The organism is Paraburkholderia sp. CI3 (assembly GCF_050436505.1).
GTDB lineage: Bacteria > Pseudomonadota > Gammaproteobacteria > Burkholderiales > Burkholderiaceae > Paraburkholderia > Paraburkholderia tuberum.
The window spans coordinates 156,770-182,992 of record NZ_JBNDMI010000001.1; the positions used below are offsets into that span (position 1 = coordinate 156,770).

The following is a 26,223-nucleotide window of genomic DNA, read 5'->3' on the forward strand; positions in this document are numbered from 1 at the left end:
TGGTTCAACGCACTGCGCGGCCGGAGACTGCTTGCGGCGCGCGCGTTCGCGCTTGGATCAGCAGCTTGACCAGACGCTTTGCATCGGCGATATAAGTGACGTCGTGCTTCGCGTGAAGCTTCGCCAGCACGCCTTCGTAAACGAGATCGATGTCGCGCGCGAGCAGGTCGGGGCGATTCACCTGAAGCTGCTTGACCAGAGCGCGTGTGAAATCGAGCGACGCGAGCTTGTACTCGATCGCCGCCTGGTGAATCGGATGGTTTTCCTCGCCGAATTCGCCGCACGATTGCAAAAAGATGCAGCGGTGAAACAGGCCCACCTCGACCGCCTGTTTCAATTGATCGAAGCGCGCGAGCAATTTTTGTTCGGGGGTGCGGCGCTCCTCGTTCAGCATAGCGTCCCACATCGCGCGTGCCTGCGTGGTGACCTGCCGCAGCGTGTAGACGATCAGTTCGTCCTTCGAGCGGAAATGCTTGTACAGAACTGTCTTCGATATATCGGCCTCGGCGAGTACCGTATCCACGCCAGTCGCGTGAAAGCCATCGCGGTTGAACAGGCGAAGGGCGGTCTCGACCAGATGGTTCTTCTTGCGAGATTCGCGTTCCATAGCTGCTCTCGGTATAAAACAGCGGTCGATTTTATCACTCGTCGAGTGACGCTTCGCCGTCCACGCGAATCGTTCGCATGACATCGCTCGTGAGCGGCGCGACTGGTGAGACAGGCGAAGCAGCGTGTGGCTGGAGCATGGGGCTTCAGTGGCGGGGTACGAGAGAGGTGATCATGAGCGTTAATGTGGGCGCATCGCTGCCCGGTAGCCATGTCAACAAGACGGGTAGTGGCGGCGAAACACCGAATCCGACCGGTACAGGCCCAGAGCGGCCGCAATCGACGATACGTGCACGTGTTGACGGGTTGCCCCAAATCGGTGTCGGTCCGCAAAGAAAGCCAATCGGTGAAAGTCCCGGCAGAGTCGAAGACGATCCGCGGTTCTTCCAGTGATGTTCCCCGATCGCAGGCCAACGGGTTACCGGAGAACGTGCGCGGGCGTTCTCGCAGCATCCCCTCAAGCCAGGCCGCGTTTGTCGGTCCCGATAATGGTGCTCGGTGCAAACGACACGTCATTCTCGCGCACGGTCACTGCGTTGGTCGTCGACGTGATGGACAGGCCAGGCAACGGAAGGGTGACTGTCCGGCCGTCCGTCGTAGCCTCGTAGCTGAAGATGCAGAACGGTATCCACGATTGCGGATCGGCGAAAAGTTTCTCGCGTTGCGCGTCGATTTCGCGCAACTCGTTCATGGCGGCCGAGGCGCTCCTGGCGCCGCGTTTCTGTTTGGCGGCGATCCTGGCGCGGAGAAACGCCGCGCGAGCCGCATAGGTATCGAGACGCTTGGCCGCTGCGGGATGCATTGTCCAGCGCTCGCCAAAGTTCTGGTTCGGACGCAGGCTCGACTTCACTTCCTTCAGATGGGCGTTGACCGATTGGGCTGAACCACGCGCGTGCACCCAGGCGTCCCAGTTATCGTGGACCATCTGTTCGTGGGTTTCGAAGCTGCTGTGGATCATGTCGCGATATGTCTTGTCCGGCATGACGCGCCCGTTTTCTCCGATCGTCTCGCGCACACTTACCATTTGCTCGTTGCGATACACCTCTGTAGAGCGCGACCAGATCGGTATGCTCCCCGGGCTGAGGCTCACTTTGTCGTTGAGCTGGATCGAGCTTGGCGACACGCCGAACGCCTCTCCGAGCCCCACGCTGATCGATGTGCCGTCGGTCGCGCTATTGACCTGGCGCGTGCCGCCCGTGTTTCGGACACGTGCGCGGTCGTGCGGCTTCCATGTGACGGTTGTCGACACGCCCGGGCCGGCGGACCATTTGTTCACCCGGAGTTTCGCGCCGGCTGCTAGCGTCGCGCTCACTTGGGGCGACACGTTGCGCTCGTCGACCCAGCCGATCGACAAGCCTGGCTCGTCGAAGAATGTCTGCGCGAGGCCAGCCCATAGACGTTCCGGCTTGACCGCGCGGTCAACGCGGCTTTGCTCGGCGTGATTCAGAATGAAATCGTTGACTCTTCGCAACTGATCACGCCATTTTCCGTCGTCTTTGCCGTCGGGACCGACTTGCTTGAGCGCGCGAACACGCACACCCGTGAAGAGTGTCGTGTCGACGCTGGCTTGCGCGCTCCCTTCCGCGCCGGCATAGACGCTAAGCGCGGGGGTCAGGGGCAAGCTAGCCGATCCGAACACGCCCACGCCCGCTGCCAGCTTCACCTTTTGCGCGGAACCGAACTTCAGCACGCCGCCGGTGCTCGGATCGCCCTCGATCGAGAAGGTGGCGATTCTGCCTCCCATCAAGGTGACTATCGGGCGAACCGAGCCCCACAGGAAATTCAGGTACAGATTCGAAGTGTCGATACCGGACATCCCGCCGTCGTTGAAGGCGACCTCGCTGCCGAGTATCAGGTCGTCGATCACCTCGTGGATGCCCGCCTTCAACCCGTCGAATGTGCGGGCTGCGGTGATCGGGCGGCCCGCGCGTATGTGTTTCGCGGTGTTGAGGTTCGTCTGGTATGCGGCGTGTTGGGCATCTTGCGCATCGACAGCCGGGCCAAACAGCTTCAAGTCAGTGTCCAGCTTCTCCAGCATTTCAAGGTCGAACGGATCACGATTGGCTACGGCGTCATGTGTGAGCTTCAAACGCGCGGCGACGCTCAAAGCAGGGGGATTCGGCGCCGCGAGGCGCTCGTCGACGATATGAAGGGCACGATCGCGCACTTCAGCAACCGCGTTGTCGTCGCATTCAAGTGCGCGGGGGCGATTGCCGTGCGACGCGGCTTGCCAGCACTCGAGCCGCGCGAGGGGCACGGCCAGGCGCGTCAGATGTGAAGCGTCCGCGGTGTGCCGGATGTCGTTGCGCAGCCGCTCGATCGCGATGTTCATCGCCGCGCCTACGGCCTCGTCGAAGTGGTTCCGTTCCAGCGGGCCCCACTGCAGGTGCGCGCCACCCATGCCGAAGCGGAAGACCGCGTCGTACGGCGTCTTGTTCTTGCCGATGACGGTCGGCGCCGCCATGTACCGGGCGGATTCCCGCCGCTGCGCCCGTTCCAGCCACCTGCCGATCTTGTGAAGCCGTGCCTGTACTTTCGCAAGTTCGCTGCCCGGCGCGCTCGACTGATAGCCCTGGAACCACGAGAAATACGCGGTCTGCTCGTCGACCGTCAGTGCCGCGGCATGCCGCGAGGGCTGATGAAACAGCGTCTGCGCCGCGTGCAACGCATCCACTGCGAGTGTGCATTCCGGGTCGAGGCGAAGCTCGTCGAGTTTTTTCTTCAACACGGAAGGCGTGACGGTGAAGTCGACCTGCGCGGTCTCGACCAGATAATCGCGCGCCTCGATGTAAATCCGCAGCGCGTCACAGCGGCGCTGCGTGGCGCGCTCAAGTTGCGCTGCGTCAGCGGAAACTGGAGCGAGACGAATCGGCGCGCGCCGTGCAGCGAGCGACTTCAGCACGTCGCGGCCAATGCCCGAGCGGCTCAATAGCTGCACGGCATGCCATGCAGCGATATTGCCAGGCTGCGCCGCTGGCCTCGCGTGTCCCGCGCGAGGAGGCGCGCAATCGGGGAGCGTGGCCACCGCCTCGCGAGCCGCATTGGCATCGGCGTGACAGGCCGCATGCAGCGCTTGCGCCAGCACGACGACCTGCTCTAAAGGCTGCGACCCGGATTGCCTGCCGACAATCCGCTTGAGCCCATTGAGCATGTCCTGGGCCACCACACGACGCTGCGCGGGCGAGGTGGCCGCGTCGCCGAACAGATCGGCGAGCCACGCGCTGCATCCTTCCTCATCGATCTGCGCGCGTTCCAGAGCGTGGAGCGTACTTTCCGCTCCGCCCTTCTGGGGGCGACGGAGCGGCCCGTGCGACGGCACGCTGTGACATTCACGCTGGGCGGCGAGCGCGTGCGCCGCAGATTCGAGATGACGTACATGCTGCGGACCTTTCGTGCGCTGCTCTGTTTCGCCTGGGTCCGGCCGCACCTTGAACGGTTTCTCGGGGTCATCGACATCGACGTACGGCATGCCTTTCGGCCCGACCCTGAACTTCGACCAGCCGAGCACCGTGATAGTCCTTGCGGCGTAAGGCAGCTTGCGGCGCGCTGTCTTGGCCGCGTGCTTCACCGCCGTGCCCGTACGCCCGACCTTCTCCACAAGTTCCTGCAAGGCGGCTGGCACGTGCACCTCGTGCACCTGCGGTGTCTGCAGGTCTGATTGGCCCGCGCCCGGATCTTCTGGAGTCGGACGGTTGAAAAACCGCCCGAGCCCGGTTGCTTTAAATGTCATGATCGCTGGCCGGTGGAGTCCCGGGACTTCCGGGTCGGAAAGGGAGATGAAACATTCTCGGCCAGCATGACGTTTTTCACGTGCGAAACGCGAAGCCCGCAGCGCGAAAGCGAATGCGCAAGGGAAGTCAGCTGCAAATCCACATGTATTGCCCGGTCGCGATGCCATCGAACATCCCGTCGGTCGATTCGAGGATGTTCTTTTGCCAGTAGCGGCCATGTTCAGCGTAGTGAGCGAGCAGATCGGCGAGCCACTCGCCATTGACATCGTCATCAAACGGAATGCGCACGATCAGGACGATGCCGCCGTTATCCGCGTCGAATCCAAGCTGCGCCGGGTCTTGCGCGTATCCGCCTCTTCGAAGCAGTGGTGCCGGAATTTCAGCTGAACGCGTGACATTCGACAGGGGAGCGAGATTTCGTTCGCATCGCAATGTGACACTTCGCATCCGTTCATATGGCGGCGGGGCAACCAGATTACAGTCTGACCATCACGATGCCGATCACTCTTGCCGGGGCGTCTTACTAACCTTTACCTTGCGAGTAGCGACAGATGCAGATTCAACTTCCCTCCGCGACTTACGATTCCAAAGCATCGAATGCGACGGCTGACGTATCGGATACACCGATAAAACCGGGTAGCACCGGAAATACCGTTTGGGGCTTTCTTAGTACCTTGCCGAACAGACTCACAACGAAGCACAGGGCTAGCAAAGTCCTGCGTAGGGCGGTCAAACGTTCGAATGCCAACGGTTTGGATGTCACCGAGGAGCTTAGAGCCACACTTATGCTAGGCCCCGCAGACGTCAATGAGATATCTGCCGGAGGGCACACAGCGCTCGACCATGCGAATGCCATCCAAAATAAAGTCATGCGGGAAAGGACGGTTAATACTCTCAAAGATTTTGGGGCGCTGACAGCCGAGCAGCTTGAACGCAATAGGCGTCTAAGGGACGCGGTCCGGGCGGGAAACGTAGAAGAGGCGCGCGCACTGGTGGGTCAAGGCGCCGACCCCTGTTCAACGGTCAAAGCTCAGTCCTCTCTGTCGATCGCCATCGCCAGTGGCCGACTGGATCTGGTCGAGGCGCTGCTCCCTAGCGATCGACCGGACGGAATTAAGCACATTAAATCCGCGCGCGCCAGAATGTCGGAGCAAGAGAAGGCGGCATTCGGACATGATTTCCGCGCGCTGTGCCGAGCCGGAAAGCTGACTGAAGCGCGAGAACTGCACGAACTCGGGTTGGTCGACGTGCATGCGAAATCGAAAAACGGGCGAACGGCATTGCACGACACTACCAATACCGAGGTTATCCGTTGGTTGTTGGGCAATGGCGCGGACGTAAACGCGTGTGACAATGATGACCGGACACCGATTCAATCGGCCATTTATTCGACAATACATTTTCCTTATAAAGAATCGAAAGACGTGCTGGAAGCGGTCAAGCTCCTTATTAGTGGAGACAATTTGAGAAAGCACGACAAAAATGGCTATCTACCGATTCACTACGCGGCGCAGGGCTACGACGCTCACGCGGGTGAGCTGATGCAGCTTCTACTCGATCATGATCCGAATCTGTGGAAGGTCCAGGCAAACAACAATAAACACCAGGCACCGCTGCAAAAGATCAAACGTGATCGCATGAACAGTGGCAGGTTTGACGTAATGGCCCGTCTCTTGCAGGCGCGAGCCCGCGATCAGTCTGTTAAGCGGTGGCTCCGGCTGCGGACACCGGCTTTTCTCGTGAAAGAGGGCAATATCAAACACATGTTGCCATCCGATAGAGCAAGAATCGAAAAAGAGGGAGGCGGTCGCATCCATCTCTGCGCATATGCCAATGATGTTAACGGTCTCGAAAGAGAGAGGCGACTCAATTGTGATTTTAAGGTTCGCACCTTGCCAGGCAAAGAAGGCAAAGAAGGCAAAGACGTGCTCGACTATGCCATTGAGAGTGATTCGGCCGAAGCGTTCGGATGGTTGATGTCCCACGTCTATACAAACATGTCTGATCAGGAGTGGGCGCGACGCATGCAAGCTGCGACAAAGGTGAAGAACATCGACGACCAGAGAAAGATCTTAGATGTCTTCAGCCTTATGCAATGGTGGCACGTCCGCCACAAAAAGAGCATTTGGTCGGGCATCGTCGCGCCAGCCGAAAACGAGCGACGACCAGGCCGGCGGTCGAGCGCCGCTTGAGCGCCAGGTTAGCTTGGGTTCGAGGTTCAACTACTTCGGAAAGTCGTCATCGAAGCAATATCAGTTTGCCAAGCAATTGTCCGCGCAAGACCGGACGCACCTTTGCTCCGGCCACGAGCAGATCGTCAAGGAGGGGGGCGCAGAACTGGGCATCAGCGCGAACGACGCCGGCCGTGGGCAAACGCGTCGCTCCGTGGAACTGCGGCCGCCCTTTCTGTTTCAAGCGCCCCGACACTCCCCAAGTGCAGGGGCGCTCCCGGGTCCAGGGGGCGGCACTGCAGCGCTTGCGCGCAACGTCTGCCGCGTAATTCGCTCCTGTTCCACGTGTGCTGCAAGCCACGCCTGCCCTGCCACTTCCGCCCTGCGAACTTCAACCATCACGCCAGACAGTGTCGATAAAAGTCCTCGCCGGCTTCGGTGCGAGAAATGCCGGGTCGCTCGCGAACGGCCGCCCTTTCTGTTTCAAAGCGCCCCGACACTCCCCAAGTGCAGGGGCGCTCCCGGGTCCACCCGGCATTTCTCGCTCACCGAAGCCGGCGGCCGCCCTTTCTGTTTCAAAGCGCCCCGACACTCCCCAAGTGCAGGGGCGCTCCCGGGTCCAGGGGGCGGCACTGTCAGCGCTTGCGCGCAACGTCTGCAGGGCGCGTAATTCGCTCCTGTTCCACGTGTGCTGCAAGCCACGCCTGCCCTGCCACTTCCGCCCTGCGAACTTCAACCATCACGCGCAGACAGTGTCGATAAAAGTCCTCGCCGGCTTCGGTGAGCGAGAAATGCCGGGTCGTCCGGTTCGCGAACTGCAAGCCGAACTTCTGCTCCAGCGCGCGCACGCGCTTGCTCAAAGTGCCTTTGGAAACGCCGATCACCGCAGCCGCCGCGGAAAAGCTGCGCTGTTCGACCAGGACCGAGAAGTAGTACAGATCGTTGAGATTGGTCATGACGATTGCTATTCATTAGAACAGGAACGTGTCTACATGGGTACTACTCTACAGTTTGATTTTTTATTTGATGGCTCCTCGTAGAACGCCATAATAGAGAGCACCGCGAATGAGAAAAAGCTAGTCGAATGCGCAATTCTGTTTCCGGGCAGAAACGACAGCGAAAAACCGCGAGGGTATGGCGCACACGCTGCGCTGTCTGGTGCAGGGCTGCGCTCGATTTGTGCGGCCCACACTCCACGGCAAGGGACGTGGTTCAAACGCCGGTTCACGCGATGTTGACTTATACCGTTACGAGGTGCGTCGTATCGTTTGCGTGAACATGCCGCGGTGCTTTCCGACCTTTTTGGAAGGCGGGCATGTCACCGGATCCGGCGTCTATAACCGTGGAATCCCTTGATTACTTGACGCACCCTCTCCTCAGTAACTCCAACCCTCCCGGCGATGCTTTTCATCGGTTCCCTTTGCCCGTGCAGCGCAAGGATTTCCTTGCGTTCTCTATCGTCGGGTGGCCCGATCTCTCTATTCACCTTCTTCACAGTAAATCCAAGCTTCCGGGCGATGTCTTTCCTCGTTTCCCCTTGCCTGTGCAGCTTGCGGATTTCCGTCCTTTCTTCCAGGAGGACTGGCTTGATCACTCTAGACACCATAGCAGGGGACACTCCAAGCTTTTGGCAGATGGGTTGCCTCTCGTACCCTTGCTTGTGCAGACTGATGATTTCGTCGCGTCCCCATGTGGTCAACCGACCCTGCGGGTTCAACATGCCGTCTTTCGGAGCCGGTATCCTGGATCGCCGAATCACGGACCTGACATTCGCCGGCGCGGTCGAGACCGTGCCGGCGATCTCCGTGTTTGGGATCCCATTTCTGTGCAGCTGGATAATTTCGTCGACTGGGGTGGGTGAGGTGTGTGGAGTGCGGCGTGGTAAGCCTCCTTCCCGCCCGGGCGCTACTGGCGTGGACACCGAAGCATGCGATGCGTGCGCACCGGACGCGTTATCCACCGATTTGCGAGTCGAAATCGTAGGGGCGAACGCAAGCGTATTGAGAGGATCCACCGCAGCAGAATCGGGGCGTGAACGACCAGCATTCCACGGCGTCGATCCACATAGTGGAGAGGGCAGTTCGGGAGGTACTTGCCCGAGTTCTCCGGATGTTGATGGTGCGCCAGAGGAAGACTCAGTGGTGGAGGGTACCTCTGTGGTGCCGGGGAATTGAGCCGGAGACGCGCTCCCGTTGATAGGCTTGAACATGGAAACGGGCACTCCCGTAGATGGAAAGCGGCATTTAACCTGACCGATTTTCGCCCCCCCGATCGAAAAGCGAATGCATGCATTACGGCCCGAACTGACAGAACTCGCGGGCGTTGGGGCCATCGGTCCGCGAAAGCTCATCGACACGTTTCGCTTATGCGCTGCTGACTGCCAGGTTGACGGGTTCGAACGGGTCGCGTCCCGAACAGAAGCACTGCGTTAAAACTCCATGAGGCCCGCCTCTGGCATTCGTTCTTGTTTCTGTCGATTTCTTCGCTTCGCGCCATGGCGGCGCGAAGCCTGTTGAGTATGATCAAGCGATTCCTGGCATGCGCCGGCGCGAATGCGGTGCTGACCATGTCGACGGACCACTGATCCATTGAATGTTTCCGCGTCGATGCGGCGAGGGCGGCACCCTGGGTGCCTTGTAGGAGGGCAAGGCTGATTGGCAAGCGTTCGAGATCTTCACAGGCTCTGGCCGAGCAGCGTGCGTTCCGTCCGGCTGGCAACCGGGCTTGTTCTGTTCGTCTATGTCGGGACACACCTGCTCAACCATGCACTCGGCAATATCTCGCTCGCGGGTCTGGAGCGCGGCCTGCTGATTCAAAAATTCATCTGGCAAGGGTGGCCCGGAACGGGCGCATTGTATGTCGCCTTGACTGCGCATTTTCTGCTGGGTCTCTGGTCGCTCTACGAACGACGGACGTCACACTGGACTCCGGGTGAGGTCGCACAACTCATGCTGGGCCTATGCATACCGCCGCTACTGGCGAATCACGTGGTCGACACGCGTATCGCCTTTGTCGAGCTCGGCCAGAACAAGGGTTATGCCCAGGTGCTGTATTCGCTCGGCGTCACGTCGCCGTTCTTTGGCTGGATGCAAGTGTTGCTGCTGGTCGTGGCATGGTCGCACGGATGTTGTGGCATCGGCTTCTGGGTAAGGATAAAACGCTGGTTTGGCCGATGGCGCAGCGCATTGCTTTGCGTGGCGGTTCTGTTGCCGGTGCTCGCGTTGCTCGGTTATATGCAGGGGCGCCGCGAAGTCATTGCGCTGGCGCAGGATGCTGGCTGGCGTGCGGTCGCGCTTCGAGCCGCAGTGGCCGACACGTCGATGCAAAACCATTGGTTCGCTGATCTGCGCAACGACTTTCTCCTGTTCGATGGCGGCGCGTTACTGCTGGTCCTCACGGCGAAGTTGAGCCGGGCGTTGCGAGAGCGCAGCGCTGGGCGCTTCCGCATTGCGTATCCGGACGGGCGCAAAGCATACGCGCCGGCGGGTTTCTCGGTGCTGGAGGCTAGCCGCCTCGTGCGGATCCCTTATGCAAGCATGTGCGGCGGCCGTGCACGTTGCACGCTGTGCCGCGTGCGGGTGGTCAGCGACGTTCCGCTGCCTCCGCCGGACCGGTCCGAGCAACGTGTTCTGGAGCGTCTGGGCGCTGACTCGCGTTCGGTGCGCCTCGCCTGCCAATTGCGTCCCACTCACGACCTTGCCGTCTGGCCGCTGGTGCAGCCAAAGGCGGCAAGCGCTTTTATCGGGCGCAGGCAGTTGAGCTTAATGCCTTACGAGCGGTTTGGCGCCTTCATGTTCATCGACATGCGCGAGTCCACGCGGCTGGCGGCGATACGATTGCCGTTCGACAGTATTTTCATCGTCAGCCGCTTCATCGCGGCCGTTTGCTCCGCAGTCGTGCAGGCAGGGGGGCAGCCTAACCAGTTTCTCGGCGATGCGGTGCTGGCGTATTTTGGTCTGGATACCGATCCGCTCGACGCTTGCAGGCAAGCGCTTGCGGCGCTGCCGCTCGTCGCCCGCAACATCGACGCGCTTAACACCGTGCTCGAGCAGCAATTGGACAAACCGATTCGCTTCGGCATCGGATTGCATTGCGGCCGCGCCGTATTCGGCGAAATCAGTTTTCGCGAGCATGGGACGTTCACCGCGCTCGGTGACCCGCTGAACGTCGCCTCCAGACTCCAGCAACTGACACGGGAGCACGATTGCGAGGCGCTCGTCTCGGACGAGGTATTCCGCCGCGCGGGCATCTCCACCGACGGCATCCCCAGCCTCGAGGCCCGTCTGGGGGGGCGCGATGCACCGGTGCCGGTTCGGGTGCTGCGCAATGCACGACAAGACTCATGCACACTTTGAAACATGACGGACGGGTGGCGGGCAATGCCGCTTCCCCGCCGAGAACCGCGACAGACAGTGTCCGGTTGCGCACGACGCTTTCCGGATATCTCGGTCCGCTGGACGACAGCACGTTCGACGATATTGCGGCACATTGCGAATGGATCGCTTATGACGGCGGGACGGTGCTGTTTTCGCAAGGCAGTCCGGGCGATGCCGCCTATCTGCTTATGTCAGGGCGGCTGCGTATGCTCAGAATCGAAGCCGACGGCGAACAAAGACGGATCGGCGATATCACGACGGGCGAGATCGTCGGTGAAATGGCCGTGCTGTCCGGCGAATTGCGTAGCGCAACCGTCGTCGCCGCGCGCGACAGCATTGTCGTGCGTATCGGCGCCTCCAGTCTGCGCCAGCTCTTCACCGCGTACCCACAGTTGCTGCTTCAGCTTGCAAAGCTGACGGTCAGACGAGCAAGCCGCCCCAGCGCGAACCATCGCCGCGACGACTACATCGTCAATATTACGGTCGTGCCTCTTAGCGGTCAGGTCGAGCATCGCGAGTTTTGCCGTAGCCTCGCGCGGGCGTTGCGTCCGTACGGCAGCGCGCTGGTGCTGGACCAGGATGAAACGGACCGTCTGGTCGGTGAACCGGGTATCGCCTGTAGTCCAAAGCACGGTGGTGCGCGTCACCGGAGATTGACCGGTTGGCTGAACCACCAGGAAAGTCAGCATGCGTTCGTGATCTACGTGGCGAATCCCGGCGCGGATCCCTGGACCGAGCGATGCCTGCGGCAGGGCGATCGCATCGTGCTGCTGGCCGACCCGCGTGCCGATCCGGCGCCGGCGCGCTTCGAGAAGTCGCTGGTCGCGCAGACCTCGAGCCGGTTCCTCGCGGATACGGTGCTCGCGCTGTGGCACGAGGAGGGAACATCGCATCCGGCCGGAACGGCCAGGTGGCTCGATGCGCGTCCGTGGGTGCGCGAATCGTTCAACCTGAAGCGAGGCACGCCCGCGCATCTGGAGCGCCTCGCGCGCATTCTCACCGGGAACGCGATAGGGCTCGTGCTCGGTAGCGGCGGGGCGCGCGGACTCGCGCACGTCGGCGTGTACCGGGCGCTGGTGGAAGCGGGCATACCGATCGACCGTGTGGGGGGCACGAGCATCGGCGCGCTGGTGGCAGCGTGCATCGCGTTCGACCGGAGCGCCGACGAAGTCACTTCAATCACGCGTGCTTCCATTGGCCGTAAGCCCACGGCGTTCAGCGATCTGAGCCCGTGGCCGATGTCATCGCTCTATCGCGGCAAGCGGCTTGAACGATTGCTCGAAGAGCACATCGGCAATGCCGGAATCGAAGACCTCTGGACCAGCTTCTTTTGCGTGTCGAGCGACATTTGGGCTGAACGCGAAATCGTGCATACGCGAGGTCTATTGAAAAATGCGGTGCGTGCCAGCGCATCGCTTCCCGGCGTGTTTCCGCCGGTGCGGATCGGCGACGGACTACATGTGGACGGAGCGTTCATGAACGCGTTGCCCATCGATGTCATGGCGAACTTCGGTATGAAACACGTCCTTGCCGTCAATCTCGACTCGCCTGGTCTCGGCAAACCGGAAGAGGATCGGGCACCAGACAGGAGGCGGCTTACGCTCGACCGGTTGTTCCGGCGCAAGAAGTCCCGTTACCGCGTTCCGGGCTTGATCACCAGCATCATTCACAGCTCGCTGCTCGCCAGTACGGCCAAGGCCGAACTGAGCCGGCGCGACGCAGACCTGATTTTCAACCCGGATGTGCGAAAGTTCAATCTGATGGCCTGGTCGCAGTTCGACAAGCTCGTGGCGCTCGGCTATGAGCATGCGCGGCGAGTGCTGGCCGACGGTGCGTGGCCGCAATTCCTGGTTGCCAGGATGGGCGAGTGCGCCGAGCAGGTGGAATCACCGGTTCTGTCTGAATAGCGCACCTGGCAAGGTATGGGACACTGCTTCGAGCGAAGCAAAGAGTCTCGTGTGAAGCGCGCTGCCCCGCCAAACCGGTCGAACATAAGCCTTTCCAGAAAGTGCTGCGAGCACCGCCGGCAAGCAGTGTCCTCGCGGATTGCCGGTGAGAAAGAGTTCATTTTTCGCGTTGTTTCGCGCCTTGGCATGCGGGTTCGGGGTGGCTTGTATGAGAAATCTGGCCGAGCCTCATGATCTGGCCGGATCGCTTATCCAGAGCTTCGCGTGTAACCCGTCTAACAACGATTTCCCTTTGCTCAAGGTTCGCCCACATCCTCGTGCCGGGCTGTCAGGTACTGGTCGATAACACAAACACCAACACGATAGCTTGTGCCTGGAACGTCGAGAGCCGACAAAACCCGTTCATCGAGAAGCGACGTTTCGTCGGACGTGACACTCGTTCGCCTGGGAATACCTGCACGCTCCATTCAGTAGATACAGTGAAAGACTTGGTCAGGCTTGTTACCTGCACAGCAAGCATAGAGCGCTCCTCTATCCGGCCACCCGAATTTTCAAGCATATAACCTTAAATAACGCGAGAAACGTAATGGTTTTAAGAACCGGCACAAGCACTTCAACATATCCCAACGCGAGCGCCTCCCCTGAGGTTCCCGTTGAACGTGAGCACATCGCGCCTACAAAAACCGATCACCCAAGTTTAGGATTGCCTGCGTTGACCCAACGATGGAGCAAATCCACGTCCCGGCGGCAAAAAACAAGCACCGTCCCGCCGGGCAACTCAATCGCATTGAACAACCTGCCGGCGAACGTTGCTCCAGCTGTGGAGACCAATGCTCCCAGCGTGACGGGTACTGATACGACGGAGAAACAGCCTGCCATCACAATACCGAAAGGCTACAAAGGCGAGGTGACCCGGAGCAACGACGGGCTGGTCTCGTCGAGTCCCGTCATCCGGAAGCTTCTCGCCTTCGCCGCCAAATCTGGGTGCGACCTCAAGGCAATCGATTTAAATACCGGTCGGAGCCTCGGCCTGGAGCCCCCATCGCAAATCATCGAGGGCCACAAGGCATTCCGCGAGGCCTGCACGGTCAAGACCCTCCATTACAAGAACGGTCAGTCTACGGAAGCCGACGTCAATCTTTCGCTCACTGTCCTGATGCGGGTTCTGAAAGAGGGAAAAAGCGCGTTCGCGGATGGCGCAACAATACCGGGACGCGACGGGCAACTGCAGCATCCCTACGACTTTCTGCGAGACCTCGGTACATCGGTCGTCTCGGACAATGAGCCTCTTAAAGACGCTATTGAAAACGCACTGAAGACGGACCCGGACGCGTCCGCGAAACTGGCGGCGACCTGGCTCTACAAGATCGAGACAAAGAAGGAATTCAACAAGGACGGCGTCTACGCGTGGTTCGCCAGCCTGGGCGCTGGCGCCGGGTTCGGCACCGCTCTCGAGAAAGTTGTTCTTGACTTGCCCAAACAGAAAATATTCGGCAAAGACTTTGATCCAATGGCGTTACCGTCTGCCACGCGCGCAGGACTCGCATTCTGGGATGCGCTTCCCGCTGTCTTCGTCGAAACGCTCGATGCCACGATCGTCAAGAAATTCCTCGATAAGATCGATGGAGGGTCGTGGAAGCCGACAATGGAGGATCTTAAGGAGGGCCTCCAGTCGGGCGTCATCGCCGGGTTTGCTGCCATGCCGTTTAACACAGTTGAATATTTCAAAACGGGGAGTCCAGTCGCTGACCAGTTCATCAAGCTGTTCGCCAACCAGCTTGCCATATTCGGCGCCGGTTCGATCATTCCTATGAACCTGAAGAAGAACGGAGACCAGATGGACGCGGCGATCGTCGAAAGTATTGGCTCCGAGTTCATGGCCCGCGTTCCGGCAGGGCAGGATCCGAGGAAATTCATCCAGGATATGAGAACGGAAACGATGAAGGTCTCACCTGGTTCCTCGGTCTCGCAGAAGGCTCTGGCGGTCACCTGCCTGCTTGGTCTCATTCCCTTTCTGGCGGAGAATCTCGCACATGCGCCGAAGGAGGTGCTGGACATCCTGCAGAGGACGATTTTCAATCCCGTAGAGGCCACCGCCATCAACTCCTCCATCCTGCTGGCACAGTACTTCGGACTTGGTGACCTGATTACCACGGACGGGAAAAAGAACGAGCAACTTTTTGAACTGGTCCTGGACAAGCAGAAGCAGGACGGCGAAAAAGCGAAGATCACCACACACGATCTTCGCGCCATTAGCGAGCCACCAGGGGAGCTTCTCGCGCGAGTGGGAAGACTGTTCCAATCGGGCTTCGCCGCGGCTGCTGCGTTTCCGGAGCTGTTTTACGAGAAGGGCAGGAAGACTGACTACGCTTCCGCGACTCGCGGTGATCAGATGGTCTGACGGACGCCGGCAGGCATCGGCATATTCGACGGAAGGCAACCCGCGACGAAGCGGCCTCCCGGCCTTGGGTCTGCTCATTTCGCCGCGTGCGCCGACGGCGTGCAGCGATAGTTCCGCTGCACGCCAGTTTCCCCCGCAACTTCTCCTCGAATCTGGCGAGGCCGAAGACGATCGTCTACGCCGGCGCGGGATGGCGGCTGCGCCTGGCGGAAGCCCTATCGCGTTGCTCGCGCTTTTCATTTTCCTCCAGCGCCGCGTCTTCCAGATCGAGTATCTGTGGGTTGCTCAGGTAAGCGAACACGTCTCGCTCGCTGGTTGCCGCCTGTGCCGACGAGCGCGGCAGCGCGTTGAGCAAAAACCCCCAGTTGCTGTTTATCTCGACCAGTTCAGCGACCTTGACGTCGGCCGCCATCCATGATTTCGGGTTGCGCAGCACGCGCGCTTTGTACGCTTCAAGCGACTTCAACTCGCCTTGCGGGTCGCCCGTCGCAAGCAGGAATGCCCGCTGTTGCGCGATGCCGTCGAGACGGCGCGCCGCCGACTGCCGCAGCCGATAGCGCAAGAGGAAATAGTGTTGCTCACGCTCGAATTTTTGAATGCTGCGCAGGTCGCGCTCCAACTTCGCGCGCGCGAGCCGGGTCCGCTCAGCGGGATCCGGCTCGTCCATGAACTGTCGCTCCCACGCGGCGATCCACGCGTCCAGTTCCTGTTCGACGCCTTTGATCAAATCCTTGGCGCTACCGAATTCGTGGTCGCGTGCGGACGCACGAAAATTAATGCCGTCCTCGTCATACACTTCGCGCACGCGCCACCCGCCGCGAGCCTCGGTTTCGAGCGTAAAGGAAACGAGATTCTGGGCCTGCGACGACAGACCCAGGGTGTGGTTGACCTGGCCACCGCCTGTTGCTGCGAGCGAGCCGTGGAGGGAGAAGCCATTCGAGCGGAGGTCGCGTTCGGTCGCCACCGTCCGCGCCGCGAACCCGGTTGGATTGTCGCGCCGTCGATACGTGCGATGCCTGTATTCGCCCGCGACATTCGGACCTATACGGATCGGACCCAGTGACGCGCTCACCGTTGCACCGGCATGCACGCTCGGTCCATACTGGGCGATCTTCGTGCGCGTGTAGCCGACGGTGACATCGCGCTGATTGCTGAATGTCCGGGCAAAGCGGTTCCACAGGTCGTTTGCCACCTCTTCACGGCTTGGGAGTGGCGCCGGTCGCTTGGCCAGCGACTCTGCCTCGTCGAACAGGAAGTCGATGACGTTATGCATCGACTCGACATACTGCTTGTCGTCGAATTTCGGCGGGCCGTCGTTCGGCAGATAGTTGCGTGCGACACGGTATCGAACATTTCTATCGACAGGCGCGCGTTGCGCAATCGGTCCAACTCCGGATGCTTCACTGACTGGTTGCCTGTTCCCGGCAAGCTACTGGCGAACCGCTCCAAGTTATGCAGCGTCACTTCGACGTCGACAGGGTCGGCCTTGTAGGCCTCGGACCGAGAACAGTCGCGTCGTGCGCCGTCGAGGATGCCGCTGGCGTGTTTGCAGATCTTGCGAATATCGGCATCGAGAAGCTTGTATTTTTCGCGCCGGTCCTTGGGGATCCCGCGCCAGAAATTCAGAATCGCGTAGGACATCAGTGCAACTTGCGGGTCGCCCGCATCGAGGATTCGGTAATGATTGTCCAACTCGGGTCCGATGCATTTTTTCAGGATGTCGTCGAGATGCCCGTTGACGCCGTCGTAGATGGCGTTGACGGGGCGGTGGTGGGTGCCGAACGAACGCAGTGTCCGCAGGTTCATCGGCTGCCTGTTCTGGTTCTTGACGGCGTCGCCGAGCGAGCGAGGGCACTCCGCGCGCCGCACGTACTCGCTCACGAACTTGTAGATTCGCTCCTTCGTCAGCGCCAGATCGCTGCCGGGGCCGTCCTCGCGATAACCCTGGCGCCACGCGTAGATATCGCCGACCTGATCGCCGGCCGGGGCGGGGCGATCCGGTGCAAGCATCGCGAGCGTCGCGTGCAGGACTCTGGCAGCGAGCGAAGCCGAAGCGGGATCAGGGCGAACTTGCGATCCGGAGGATTGCGGCGCGAAGGCTAACTCATTCCGTTCGAGATGAGAGATGGCCTGGAGGGCGAAGCGCAACGTTTCAATCTGCTCGCTATGGCGGTCCATTCCGATCAGCAGCGCGAACGCTTCGAACTGCTTTGGCGTTTGCGCGGCAAGCTTCGCCATGTTCCATGCCTGATGATTCAACTGGTCGCGCAGCGTCCCGGCCGTATGGGTTCGCTCCGCGGATCTCGCCTTCGCGGTCAGCATCGAGCCCAGATCGAACTTGCTGGTACGCATATGTTCGACGAGCGCGGCCACATTGGAAATATCAGAACCCGCCACCTCCTGCAGTTGTTGCGCCCACCCCATCCGGAAAGAACGCGCGTGCGAAAAGCACCGACCACAGCATGACGCCGCCGCAATGGACCAGCACGCCAGGCAAGCGCGTGGCCCGCGGCATGATGCGCGGCGATGCCAGCGCGAATGCCTGTTCGAGCGAAGTTCTCAAGGGATGCTCCGATGGGTTCGTGGTTGAGCGGTGGCGTCTTTCCATGCGGGGTCGTGCAGCCAGCCGCAGAGCGGCAGTACGACAGTCGCGATGATCAGCAACGCGATCAGCCAGTGCCGAACGATCGCGGTGCGCGTGTATCTCGAAGGCGTAGTGTCGACGGGTAGCGCGGATAGGCCGACGGCTGTGGAGGTTGTCACGGATGCAACGCCTCGTGGGAAGGCTAGCGAACGTACTTGCTGACGTACGTCAGGAGGGCCTCACTCAGTTCATCCGGATCAAACTCCCGGGCCAGACCGAAACGTGAGCTCTCGCTTGCGACGCTGTCGGGTTCCGGGTGGTTGTGCACACGCCAGCCGTGCTGCATCAGCGCGCGGCCGGTTTGTCGCACTCGTCGGTTTCCGAGGGCAAGCCGCTCGAAGTCGCTGGCGATGCGGACGCTGCAAACCGCCCTGTTCTCGTAGTGGACCGCGACAACTTGCGGCTGCCCGAAGACGTTCGCTGAAAACAGATGGACTCGGGGGTCGAAAACGCTGCGGCCAATCCTCTTGGCGTGCGTCACGGACGCCTCCAGCGAGTTGGCGGAGCGGACCTGCAGCACGCCATGATGGGTTGCGCGAATGGCGACGTGCGCGGTTTCATCTTTGAAGCGTTGCGAAACCAGGCTCCAGTCGGGAAACAGCTTGCTCTTGCCAAGATGCTCGCCGGTCCGCAGGATTTCGCGCACGAAGTCTTCGATCAATTTATCTTGTTTGTCGGTCTGAGAGTCGCGGCCACGAGCCCATGCCCGCGGTATTGCATCTAGCTGATCGAGCCCGATCAGTTCGATCTGCCGACCGTGGCCGTCGTCAGGATGCGTGCGGACTCCGCCGCCCGTACTGTTGCGAAATCCGATCCTCCGGTCTCGATTCCCGCGCATCTGCGGGTCCTCAATGGCGGCCGTCAAAAACGGGGTACGGCTGAACAGGAAAAGCATTATCGAATACATGGCGTCACTCCCGGCTGGCGGTCTCGATCGAAATCTATCGAGTGGATGTTAAAAGTGCTTTGCCTGCGCTCGTGTAACGGAACAGTAGGGACGGTGACAAGGTGAAACCATCGGCTTGCTAACTTGCCGTTGGTTCGGATCGGCGTGCATGACTTCGCGTGATGAAGTCGGAGTTTGTCGATGGATGAGACGGATATTCCGAGTGGGCGTCTGGTGACTTCTCGAAACGAGTCTAAGATTTGGCTGCGCCGCTCGACGGGGGCTTTCATTCACTAACGTTTGCATAACGCACTGTCCATCGGCAAGCGCTTCGTGAAATTCATGGAGCGTGATATTGTCCGACAGCGAAACGCAGGCTCCCACTTTCCAGCCCATTTTGCTCGTGTCGTAGCTGAGGCGCGCAGAGCAGGCGTCAGCTTCCGCCGACGTCCCTTCGTGGGTTGAGACTTTCTTTCGCAACCGCCGGTGCACAGTTAATCCCCCTCGGTAACATACTGAATCGTGTCTTTCAGTGAGAGGAATCCATGGGTGCCTGCATATCAAAAGTAAAATCCACTGTCCCATCCGCTGGCACTGGTGCGCCCGGACCAACCGTTTCCGTGCCGTCGTCAACCAGGTCAACCAGGTCGAGCGGGGAGCCAAGGAGTATTCCTGGACTGTCAACTCGAAATGAGTCCGCCGCACGCCGGTCGCAAGACGGGAGGCCGGAGTCCTACCACTTCCCGGCGTTCGAGAACACGCTCATTCAGATCCAAAAGCTTCCAGTGCCCGATCAGCTTGGCCAGCTGAAGACACTAACAGATCAAATCAAAGAGTTGCCTGCCGAAGAACGGCTGGTGGCGTTCAACGCCATTGTCGATCGCGTTCGTAATAACATTGTCGATGGACTTCAAGAAATGACCGATGTGTCCACGATCATAGATCACGGCGAATTGCTGGAAAAAATGGCCGGCACAATAGTCCCCAAACTACCGGTTCGTGCGCGGCTGCCAGCATACAATCTCCTCATGACTTTCCAGAAGGAAATTCGAGAGTGCTTGAATGCTGAACCTGGACTGCCAACTCAAAATGAGTCCGCCGCACGCCGGTCGCGAGACGGGAGGCCGGAGTCCTACCACTTCCCGGCGTTCAAGGCCACGCTCAATCAGATCCAAGAGCTTCCACTGCCCGATCAGCTTGGCCAGCTGAAGACACTAATAAATGGAATCGAAACATTGCCTGCCAAAGAACGACTGGTGGCGTTCAACGCCATTGTCGATCGCGTTCGTAATAACATTGTGGATGGACTTCAAGTAATGACCGATGTGTCCACGATCAGAGGTCACGCCGAATTGCTGAACAAAATGGCCGGAATGATAGACACCAAACTACCGATTCTTGCGCAGAGGCCAGCATGCAATCTCCTCATGACTTCCCAGGCGAAAATTATAGAGCGCTTGAAAAGCCGAATCGGCACACCGTGAAGCTCGCAATCCAGGCGAGGTTCATATAGCTTAAAAAAACGTCGAATGCGGTATAACGCCTTGATCTCGGCGTGCGCGAAAGGCGGACGAGGCGATCAAGGTCTTCGACGCCATGCGCGCCAACCATGCCACTCCCCCGGCATTTGCCGGCGAGGTATCAGCGGTGGGAATGTGCCGGCACGTTGATCGCCCGGGTTTTGCATCGTGACGGGAACCATTCGCCGGGACTGGTGCCCTCAAGCACTGGGCGTTTCAGGCTTCGCGCAAAGCCTTGCGTGCCATCCACAGGTTGCCCAGAGCAAACAGTGTCGTGATCCGGGCCGTGTTTTTCATCAAACCCCGATACCGCGTCTTCGTGTGGCCAAACTGCCGCTTGAGGATCCGGAATGGATGTTCGACCTTGGCACGGATGCCGGCCTTCAGGCGTTCGATCTGATCGTACATCGCGTCCAGACGATCGCTCAGGTCCAGTTGTCTGCGCCTGCCTGGTCTCATCGCGACATGCCAGCGCACTGCGTCAGCCTCGCAACGTTTTTCGATACCCTGATATCCGGCTTCAGGGCACACATCCGTTTCCTGCCCGTGCAACAACGCTTCGGCTGCGTTGATGTCGTGAACGTTGGCCGCTGTACCGATGACGGCGTGAACCAGGCCGGACTCAGCGTCGACCGCCGATCCTGCCTTGAGCAACAAGCCTTTCGTGCGCGGGCTCTCATTGACCAGCGCCAGCATTTGCGCCCCGTCCAGCCCCGCAAAGTCGCGATACAGCGGCACGTCATAAAGCGCCTCTTGCATCGCCGGCTGAAGTTATCGAAGCGTTGCGAGCATACGTTCGAACACCTCGAATGGCGAATGAAATGCATGGCTGGCACGCGCTCGCGTGCTGCGAGCCGAATGCGTGTTGCATTCAGATTGGTGCTTCGCATACCGCTTCATCAGTGCGCGTGCATGAACACGCTGACAGCGTATCTCCATCAGAATGTCTGCCCGTTGACACATACGTAAGCGGGTATTGCTGCCGTGTATGGCAGTCCATCAAGCACGTCTGTCTCAACGCCAGACATGGCCGGCGAGTTCCATCATCGATACCGATTGTCGCGAACGGTGGGCAAGGCTCACAACGGGCTACTCCGCAGGCTCTTGCTTTGAGCGGGCGGTCGGAGCACCGGCACTAACCAAATAGCGAGATATCATGCCATCCATAAAAGGTATAACCCGCGAGGCAACACGATACGACGTAAAGGCACAAACGCTGGATAAACACACGCGTCCCACGGTCACGATTACGACTCGCCCTGGTTCGGACCAGTGGAGTGGGCTGCCGCCCCTGAATCAGGGCGAGCGAAAGATCCTTTTTCCACATAGGCTCGTGCGGACCGATCCGGACGAACAGAAGTACGGACCTCAAACTTGGGCCGTCTTCATCCCCGCAGTACAAGAAGCGCAGCTAAGGGGCGCACGCAATCAGGCGTACGCTCAAGGACCAGGCCGGGGCGAGCCGCAGTCGACGCTTTCGCTGGACATGGTCGACATGATCGACCTGTATGCGAAGGGCATGAAGAACTTCGTCAATACGCTCGCCACGGCCGGTTACTTCAACAATGCGCCGGACCACATCCAGAAACCGGTGCTGTCGGCGGATCAGCTCAAACAGATCGACGAGGCCATCGCCCGTCGGGCGAAGAACACTGCGGAAGGCGATGCGGTCGTTGCGCACGAAACGGCAACCGATCGCGAGGACACGCGCACGCATCTGATTGAACTTGCCCACTTGAAGAATGTACGTCAACACGTATACGAGCAGTGGGGCGAGGCGGTGCGCCAGTTGTCAAACCATCTCGAGACCGGTCATCTCGACTTCGCAGGGTCCGCTGCACAGCGGACTGCATTTTTCGAGAAACATTTCGGCTTGACGCCTGACATGGCGCCGGAAATGTGCGCTCGCCTGCAGGAGATCGCAGGCCACTACCGCGACGCGTTGACGCCCGCCAAGCAGAATTGCAGCGGCCACATCGTGCTTGCCGACGGCACAAGGTGCCGCTCGCTGGACAACGGTTCATATTGCATCGAAAGAACCAAAGGCGCTGAACAATATCGCCTGTTGCTGAATGCCCGAGACGATGAAGGCGCGGCGGATGGCTATCAGCTTCACCTGTCGAGACGCGAAGGCGGCGAGACGGAAGTGTCCGTTCCGCTAGGCGATGATCCGTGGGAAACGCTCAAGACCACGGGTTTTCACGAGGAAGCGCTACGGACGCTCTTCCAGGAGTCCGACCGGCTGACCTCGACGCCCTTCAAGGAGATCTCGGCGCGCAAAAGCGCTGAGGACATGTTGAGCGACAAGGTTCTTGACACCATGAACCAGACCGTACGCGACGAAGTCGAGGAAGCGTTTGCCGACACGATCGCGTTCCATGGCACCGGCTACTCGTTTAACAAGGGGCTGGCCAACCCCAATTACGTCAGCGACTGGCGCAACACCGTGATGCGCGAGGTCCTGACGCTGGCAATGGATGACATGCGCTTCGCGGTTCAGGGCTCATGCGGCTTCGCACAGGACCTGTTGTGGGTGGCCGACGGCACGATCGTTCAATACGAGTCGCTGTCGGGCCTCGATTACGCGAGCAGTCCGCACGGCGGCGAGATTTATGACGTGCTGGACAAGGTCACGCTGCAGGCTGTCAATCCGTTCACGATGACGGCCGGTATGTTCGAGCAGCCGACCGGACTCGCTGAGATGAAGGGCAAGCCGGTCTATGACACGCGCCTGAGCGAAGCGGAGGCTGACACCAGGATCTACGAGTTGCAGCCGCGGCAGCAGTTGACCAGCTGGCGCCCGCGTGACTACCAGCCGCTGACAGTGCCGATCCGCGGCCGGTTGTGGCGTCCGGGCGGCGAGGGTTCGACGGCCGATGCTGCGTCGCTGATGCTGCGTGACGACGATGACGCTCCGATCATCGCGTCGAAGGACCTTCAGGTCACCCGGATGCTCGGCGTCAACGGAACGGAGATCTCGCTGGAGAACGGTGCCGCACTGACGGAGGTGAGCGAAATCACCTTGCAAAGGCGGCTGCCGCCAGGCGAGTCGCTGATCGACGACGAAGGACACGTGGTTATCCCGGGTAACGACAAGGAAGGCATCCTGCTCGAAACCATTACGCTGCGGCGCAGGGATCCGTTGCCATCGGATGAGAGCAAGGCCTTTGAAATCGCGTCGATCAACCGTCAGATGCGGGTGCCCGTCATCCGCGACGGGCGCCCCGTGCTCGACGACAACAATATCGCCTTGTGCACGTACGAGAACGTTGTGTCGAACGACCATCCATCGGCGAGCTCGCTGGTCGACCGAATTTACACGCGGATCAATTGTGTGCATTCGCAACACGGCCTGATGACCGCCGAGACCGGTGCGCGTCTGGGCCGCAATGTGGAGGTGGCCGCCACGTCGTATCCTCACGACGGCGTCAGCCGGGAGTTTCCTGGCGGGGAGATCCCGGCGGTCACCCGCTCCGCGCAGGACGCGGTGCGCGTGAATGTTCCGGAAGGGGAGATTGAAAGGAACGTCATCGAGTCGCTGGAAATCCGGGGCAACCCGCTTGTACACGCGCAACAACCCCATAACGACGGTCTTTCCGCAAAGGAGCTTCCGGACACGCACCTGAGCCCGATCATCCACGTGCCGGCGGGGAGTTCGCGGACGGGGGTGAACCGTCAGGGCCATCAGCACGTGATCGGAGCAGGTATCACGAGCGAACAGCGTCGCAGGATGCTTGAGCAGCTGAAATCGCTTGTCAACCCGAATCGCCAGTGGCTGAAACCGCAAGCCAACAGCGACGCGAACGACAGGAGCGACGCCAGCAACGGTGCCAATACCTGAGCGTGAAGCCGGCTTCGGCTGACCTGGCCAGCCGAACTGGAGCCGGAAACGAGCGCTCCATATGGGCGCGTGTCTCGCACGGTCAAGCCCGGAACGTCCCTCGAGATACGACGGCTAAAGGCGATAACCGACGTTATGCAACCGCAACTACGCCAGAAGGTTGGGACCAGATTGCTGGGATTCTGGAGGGCACTGCTGGTGTACCGCAGCGGCCACGGCGAGATCGGCGCTGAAACCCAGATGCTGTCGATGGACTCCCGGCGCCGCACGCCTTCTTCTCTAACCTCACTTCGCTCAACCGTCGTTCACCTCGGATCGGGCGAGGCTTGACGACGGGTCTCACGCTACGATCGCCACACGTCCTTCGCGTGTACCCGAGCCAGTGATGTCCGCTGTCCGGCTTCGCATGCGGCGTAGCGTAGCTGTTCAACATGCCGGGTCATCATCCACCGTCGACCGAACCGTCGGCGCGTTCGGATGCGCTCAACACGGAAACTGCGGACTTAAGCACCATGACAGTGCTTCATGCAATGTCGGCAGGTCAGAAATGCCTGGCCATTCTATGCGGCGCGTTGGTCAGCTTTTGCCTTGGGCTTGCCGGCAGCGGAGGTTCAATTCTGGCTGTGCCGCTGACGCTGTACGTCGTCGGCATAGCCGATCCGCATGTCGCGATCGGCACGAGCGCGTGCGCGGTGTTGGCGAATGCTTTTCTGAACATCATCTCGCACGCGCGCGCCGGTCATGTCCGCTGGGGGATGGCAACGGTGTTCACCGCGGGCGGCGTGCTTGGAGCTCTCGTCGGGTCCACGCTCGGCAAGCATCTTGCCGGGCAGCATCTGCTGGCACTATTCGCTTTGCTCGTGGCATTTGTCGCGGTGCGCATGCTGGTGGTCACGCCACCCGGGGAGCGGACGGGCACGGCCTCGTCGTCGCGCTATCCGCGCTTGCTGGGTGCAGGCCTTGGGACCGGCAGCCTCGCCGGATTCTTCGGGATCGGCGGTGGCTTTCTGATCGTGCCCAGTCTGCTTTTCTTCGGGCATCTTACGATGGTCGAGGCCATTGGCACCTCGCTCTTTGCGGTCGGCTCTTTCGCGCTGACCACAGCGATCAACTACGCCTCGTCGGACTGCATCAACTGGTTTGTCGCCGCGGCGTTCGTATTGGGCGGACTTGCAGGAGGCAGGCTCGGCGCGTCGCTGGCGAAGCGCCTGGCGATGAAATGCGGCGCGCTCAACCGGCTCTTCGCCGGGATGCTCGTGGTGGTTGCGCTATACATATTGATCAGGTCGTGGCAAACCGTCTGACCCACCAGGCTGCGGTGCAATCCAACGTGATGCGCGAAGCGTCATGGTCCGTCAACCCCACCAGATGGTCCGGTCATACCAGCCCTCTTTCTTGAGAATGCCAGATGACTGGTTGACGGAGCGGTCTTGTGTGGAACGACAATCTTTAGCGGCCGCCGATGCAGTCGCTGAAGGACTCGAGTGCCAGCCGCTGGCCTGCATGCCGAATGCAAGGACGGCGCCGGACATGGTCAGGATCGCAAGACCCGCCACAAGCAAAGAGAGTGTACGCATCATTATGTTCCGCAAAAATTGAGTTCACAGACGGCAGTGTAATGAGCCGCCCCTTTTACAGGTGCAAGAAATCGACTAACCACGTAACGGGTGGTAAGCGCAACGGGCAGGATCCCCTGTGCGCCCTCTGCACGGCAGGCAAAAGCGAATCCTCAATGTGGACTCCCCAATCTCGAATCGCGCAAGCCTGAAGCGCGTATCCCGAAGCAGGATAGCGAAGCGTTTACAGTCATTTACCATGCGACGACGGGCGTTACAAACGTCCGGCCAGGGTTACAACCTGTGACTGGAAACAGGCATGGCGACCCGGGTTTAATACGTCTCAGCCGGTTCTATCCACCACCCGGGCTTTTAAACCTAACGGAGAGTTTTATGAAGCGTTCCTTTGTTTTCGCCGCGTGTGTCGCAATCGCCAATTTTTTTTCTCTTTAACGCGCAGATTGCTTGCGCAGCAGGGCACTACTTTAGCCGTTGAGTGAATGCTTGCGCGGGTACGCGTACAGCGGTTCTTGGCACGGACAGTCTCGTTCCTGGCGTCATCCTCTCTTTCACGTAGACAGTAA

The 26,223-nt window shown here is 60.1% G+C and carries 16 protein-coding genes and 2 pseudogenes; 7 read left to right on the forward strand and 11 right to left on the reverse strand.

The genetic code is table 11. The annotated features are described in order from the left end of the window. Window positions 1-4: 4 nt before the first annotated feature. The 3 genes and pseudogenes from OKW29_RS00730 to OKW29_RS00740 all read right to left on the reverse strand — a co-directional run. Window positions 5-607: a TetR family transcriptional regulator gene (locus OKW29_RS00730; RefSeq protein ID WP_429289580.1), complete on the reverse strand. Its 603-nt coding sequence runs from the start codon at window positions 605-607 to the stop codon at window positions 5-7. Window positions 608-1,063: 456 nt separating this feature from the next. Next, window positions 1,064-4,336 (reverse strand): hypothetical protein, encoded by a 3,273-nt coding sequence (locus OKW29_RS00735; protein WP_429289581.1) that lies wholly within the window; start codon window positions 4,334-4,336, stop codon window positions 1,064-1,066. A gap of 127 nt (window positions 4,337-4,463) precedes the next feature. After that, window positions 4,464-4,685: pseudogene (locus OKW29_RS00740) on the reverse strand (molecular chaperone Tir); the annotation flags it as partial. 203 nt (window positions 4,686-4,888) lie between these two features. On the opposite strand from OKW29_RS00740, the gene OKW29_RS00745 reads away from it, so the two are divergent. Further along, window positions 4,889-6,529, forward strand: a complete 1,641-nt coding sequence (locus OKW29_RS00745; RefSeq protein ID WP_429289582.1) for an ankyrin repeat domain-containing protein — start codon at window positions 4,889-4,891, stop codon at window positions 6,527-6,529. Window positions 6,530-7,143: 614 nt separating this feature from the next. On the opposite strand, the gene OKW29_RS00750 is transcribed toward OKW29_RS00745, so the two are convergent. Next, a complete protein-coding gene (locus tag OKW29_RS00750) occupies window positions 7,144-7,464 on the reverse strand; it encodes a LysR family transcriptional regulator (protein ID WP_429289583.1) in 321 nt (106 codons plus the stop codon). A 362-nt stretch (window positions 7,465-7,826) separates the two neighbouring features. Further along, a complete protein-coding gene (locus tag OKW29_RS00755) occupies window positions 7,827-8,102 on the reverse strand; it encodes a hypothetical protein (protein WP_429289584.1) in 276 nt (91 codons plus the stop codon). A 1,102-nt stretch (window positions 8,103-9,204) separates the two neighbouring features. Between OKW29_RS00755 and OKW29_RS00760 the strand changes: the two genes are divergently transcribed. The 3 genes from OKW29_RS00760 (at window position 9,205) to OKW29_RS00770 (ending at window position 15,192) form a co-directional block, all read left to right on the forward strand. Beyond that, window positions 9,205-10,863: a 2Fe-2S iron-sulfur cluster-binding protein gene (locus OKW29_RS00760; protein WP_429289585.1), complete on the forward strand. Its 1,659-nt coding sequence runs from the start codon at window positions 9,205-9,207 to the stop codon at window positions 10,861-10,863. Continuing rightward, window positions 10,851-12,791 carry a patatin-like phospholipase family protein gene (locus OKW29_RS00765; protein WP_429289586.1) on the forward strand — a complete coding sequence of 647 codons (1,941 nt, stop codon included), beginning with the start codon at window positions 10,851-10,853 and terminating at the stop codon, window positions 12,789-12,791. Before OKW29_RS00760 ends, OKW29_RS00765 begins: the two co-directional genes overlap by 13 nt. 586 nt (window positions 12,792-13,377) lie before the next feature. Continuing rightward, the gene (locus tag OKW29_RS00770) at window positions 13,378-15,192 is read left to right on the forward strand and encodes a hypothetical protein (RefSeq protein ID WP_429289587.1); all 1,815 of its coding nucleotides are present in this window, start codon (window positions 13,378-13,380) and stop codon (window positions 15,190-15,192) included. Window positions 15,193-15,367: 175 nt separating this feature from the next. On the opposite strand, the gene OKW29_RS00775 is transcribed toward OKW29_RS00770, so the two are convergent. From OKW29_RS00775 to OKW29_RS00790, 4 genes are all read right to left on the reverse strand, one after another. Then, window positions 15,368-16,156: a hypothetical protein gene (locus tag OKW29_RS00775; protein ID WP_429289588.1), complete on the reverse strand. Its 789-nt coding sequence runs from the start codon at window positions 16,154-16,156 to the stop codon at window positions 15,368-15,370. 104 nt (window positions 16,157-16,260) lie between these two features. Beyond that, the gene (locus OKW29_RS00780; protein WP_429289589.1) at window positions 16,261-17,589 is read right to left on the reverse strand and encodes a hypothetical protein; all 1,329 of its coding nucleotides are present in this window, start codon (window positions 17,587-17,589) and stop codon (window positions 16,261-16,263) included. Next, the gene (locus tag OKW29_RS00785) at window positions 17,576-17,755 is read right to left on the reverse strand and encodes a hypothetical protein (RefSeq protein ID WP_429289590.1); all 180 of its coding nucleotides are present in this window, start codon (window positions 17,753-17,755) and stop codon (window positions 17,576-17,578) included. The genes OKW29_RS00780 and OKW29_RS00785 overlap by 14 nt, the downstream gene beginning before the upstream one ends. 223 nt (window positions 17,756-17,978) lie before the next feature. After that, complete coding sequence (locus tag OKW29_RS00790; protein ID WP_429289591.1) at window positions 17,979-18,743, reverse strand: hypothetical protein; 765 nt, start codon at window positions 18,741-18,743, stop codon at window positions 17,979-17,981. A 764-nt stretch (window positions 18,744-19,507) separates the two neighbouring features. Between OKW29_RS00790 and OKW29_RS00795 the strand changes: the two genes are divergently transcribed. Next, window positions 19,508-20,206 (forward strand): hypothetical protein, encoded by a 699-nt coding sequence (locus OKW29_RS00795; protein ID WP_429289592.1) that lies wholly within the window; start codon window positions 19,508-19,510, stop codon window positions 20,204-20,206. A gap of 252 nt (window positions 20,207-20,458) precedes the next feature. Here the strand turns inward: OKW29_RS00795 and OKW29_RS00800 are convergent. Beyond that, a pseudogene (locus OKW29_RS00800) lies at window positions 20,459-21,007 on the reverse strand (transposase); the annotation flags it as partial. Window positions 21,008-21,833: 826 nt separating this feature from the next. On the opposite strand from OKW29_RS00800, the gene OKW29_RS00805 reads away from it, so the two are divergent. Continuing rightward, window positions 21,834-24,083 carry a hypothetical protein gene (locus tag OKW29_RS00805; protein WP_429289593.1) on the forward strand — a complete coding sequence of 750 codons (2,250 nt, stop codon included), beginning with the start codon at window positions 21,834-21,836 and terminating at the stop codon, window positions 24,081-24,083. 512 nt (window positions 24,084-24,595) lie between these two features. Further along, window positions 24,596-25,387, forward strand: coding sequence for a sulfite exporter TauE/SafE family protein (locus OKW29_RS00810; RefSeq protein WP_429289594.1), 792 nt, complete (start codon window positions 24,596-24,598; stop codon window positions 25,385-25,387). A 51-nt stretch (window positions 25,388-25,438) separates the two neighbouring features. Here OKW29_RS00810 and OKW29_RS00815 read toward each other — a convergent pair whose 3' ends face one another. Then, the gene (locus tag OKW29_RS00815; protein ID WP_429289595.1) at window positions 25,439-25,663 is read right to left on the reverse strand and encodes a hypothetical protein; all 225 of its coding nucleotides are present in this window, start codon (window positions 25,661-25,663) and stop codon (window positions 25,439-25,441) included. Window positions 25,664-26,223: the final 560 nt, after the last annotated feature.

Excerpts from the sequence above, each read along its gene's own strand:
- OKW29_RS00730 (WP_429289580.1), bottom strand. The coding sequence starts at position 607 with ATGGAACGCGAATCTCGCAAGAAGAACCATCTGGTCGAGACCGCCCTT.
- OKW29_RS00735 (WP_429289581.1), bottom strand. The coding sequence starts at position 4,336 with ATGACATTTAAAGCAACCGGGCTCGGGCGGTTTTTCAACCGTCCGACT.
- OKW29_RS00745 (WP_429289582.1), top strand. The coding sequence starts at position 4,889 with ATGCAGATTCAACTTCCCTCCGCGACTTACGATTCCAAAGCATCGAAT.
- OKW29_RS00750 (WP_429289583.1), bottom strand. The coding sequence starts at position 7,464 with ATGACCAATCTCAACGATCTGTACTACTTCTCGGTCCTGGTCGAACAG.
- OKW29_RS00765 (WP_429289586.1), top strand. The coding sequence starts at position 10,851 with ATGCACACTTTGAAACATGACGGACGGGTGGCGGGCAATGCCGCTTCC.
- OKW29_RS00770 (WP_429289587.1), top strand. The coding sequence starts at position 13,378 with ATGGTTTTAAGAACCGGCACAAGCACTTCAACATATCCCAACGCGAGC.
- OKW29_RS00790 (WP_429289591.1), bottom strand. The coding sequence starts at position 18,743 with ATGTATTCGATAATGCTTTTCCTGTTCAGCCGTACCCCGTTTTTGACG.
- OKW29_RS00810 (WP_429289594.1), top strand. The coding sequence starts at position 24,596 with ATGACAGTGCTTCATGCAATGTCGGCAGGTCAGAAATGCCTGGCCATT.
- OKW29_RS00815 (WP_429289595.1), bottom strand. The coding sequence starts at position 25,663 with ATGATGCGTACACTCTCTTTGCTTGTGGCGGGTCTTGCGATCCTGACC.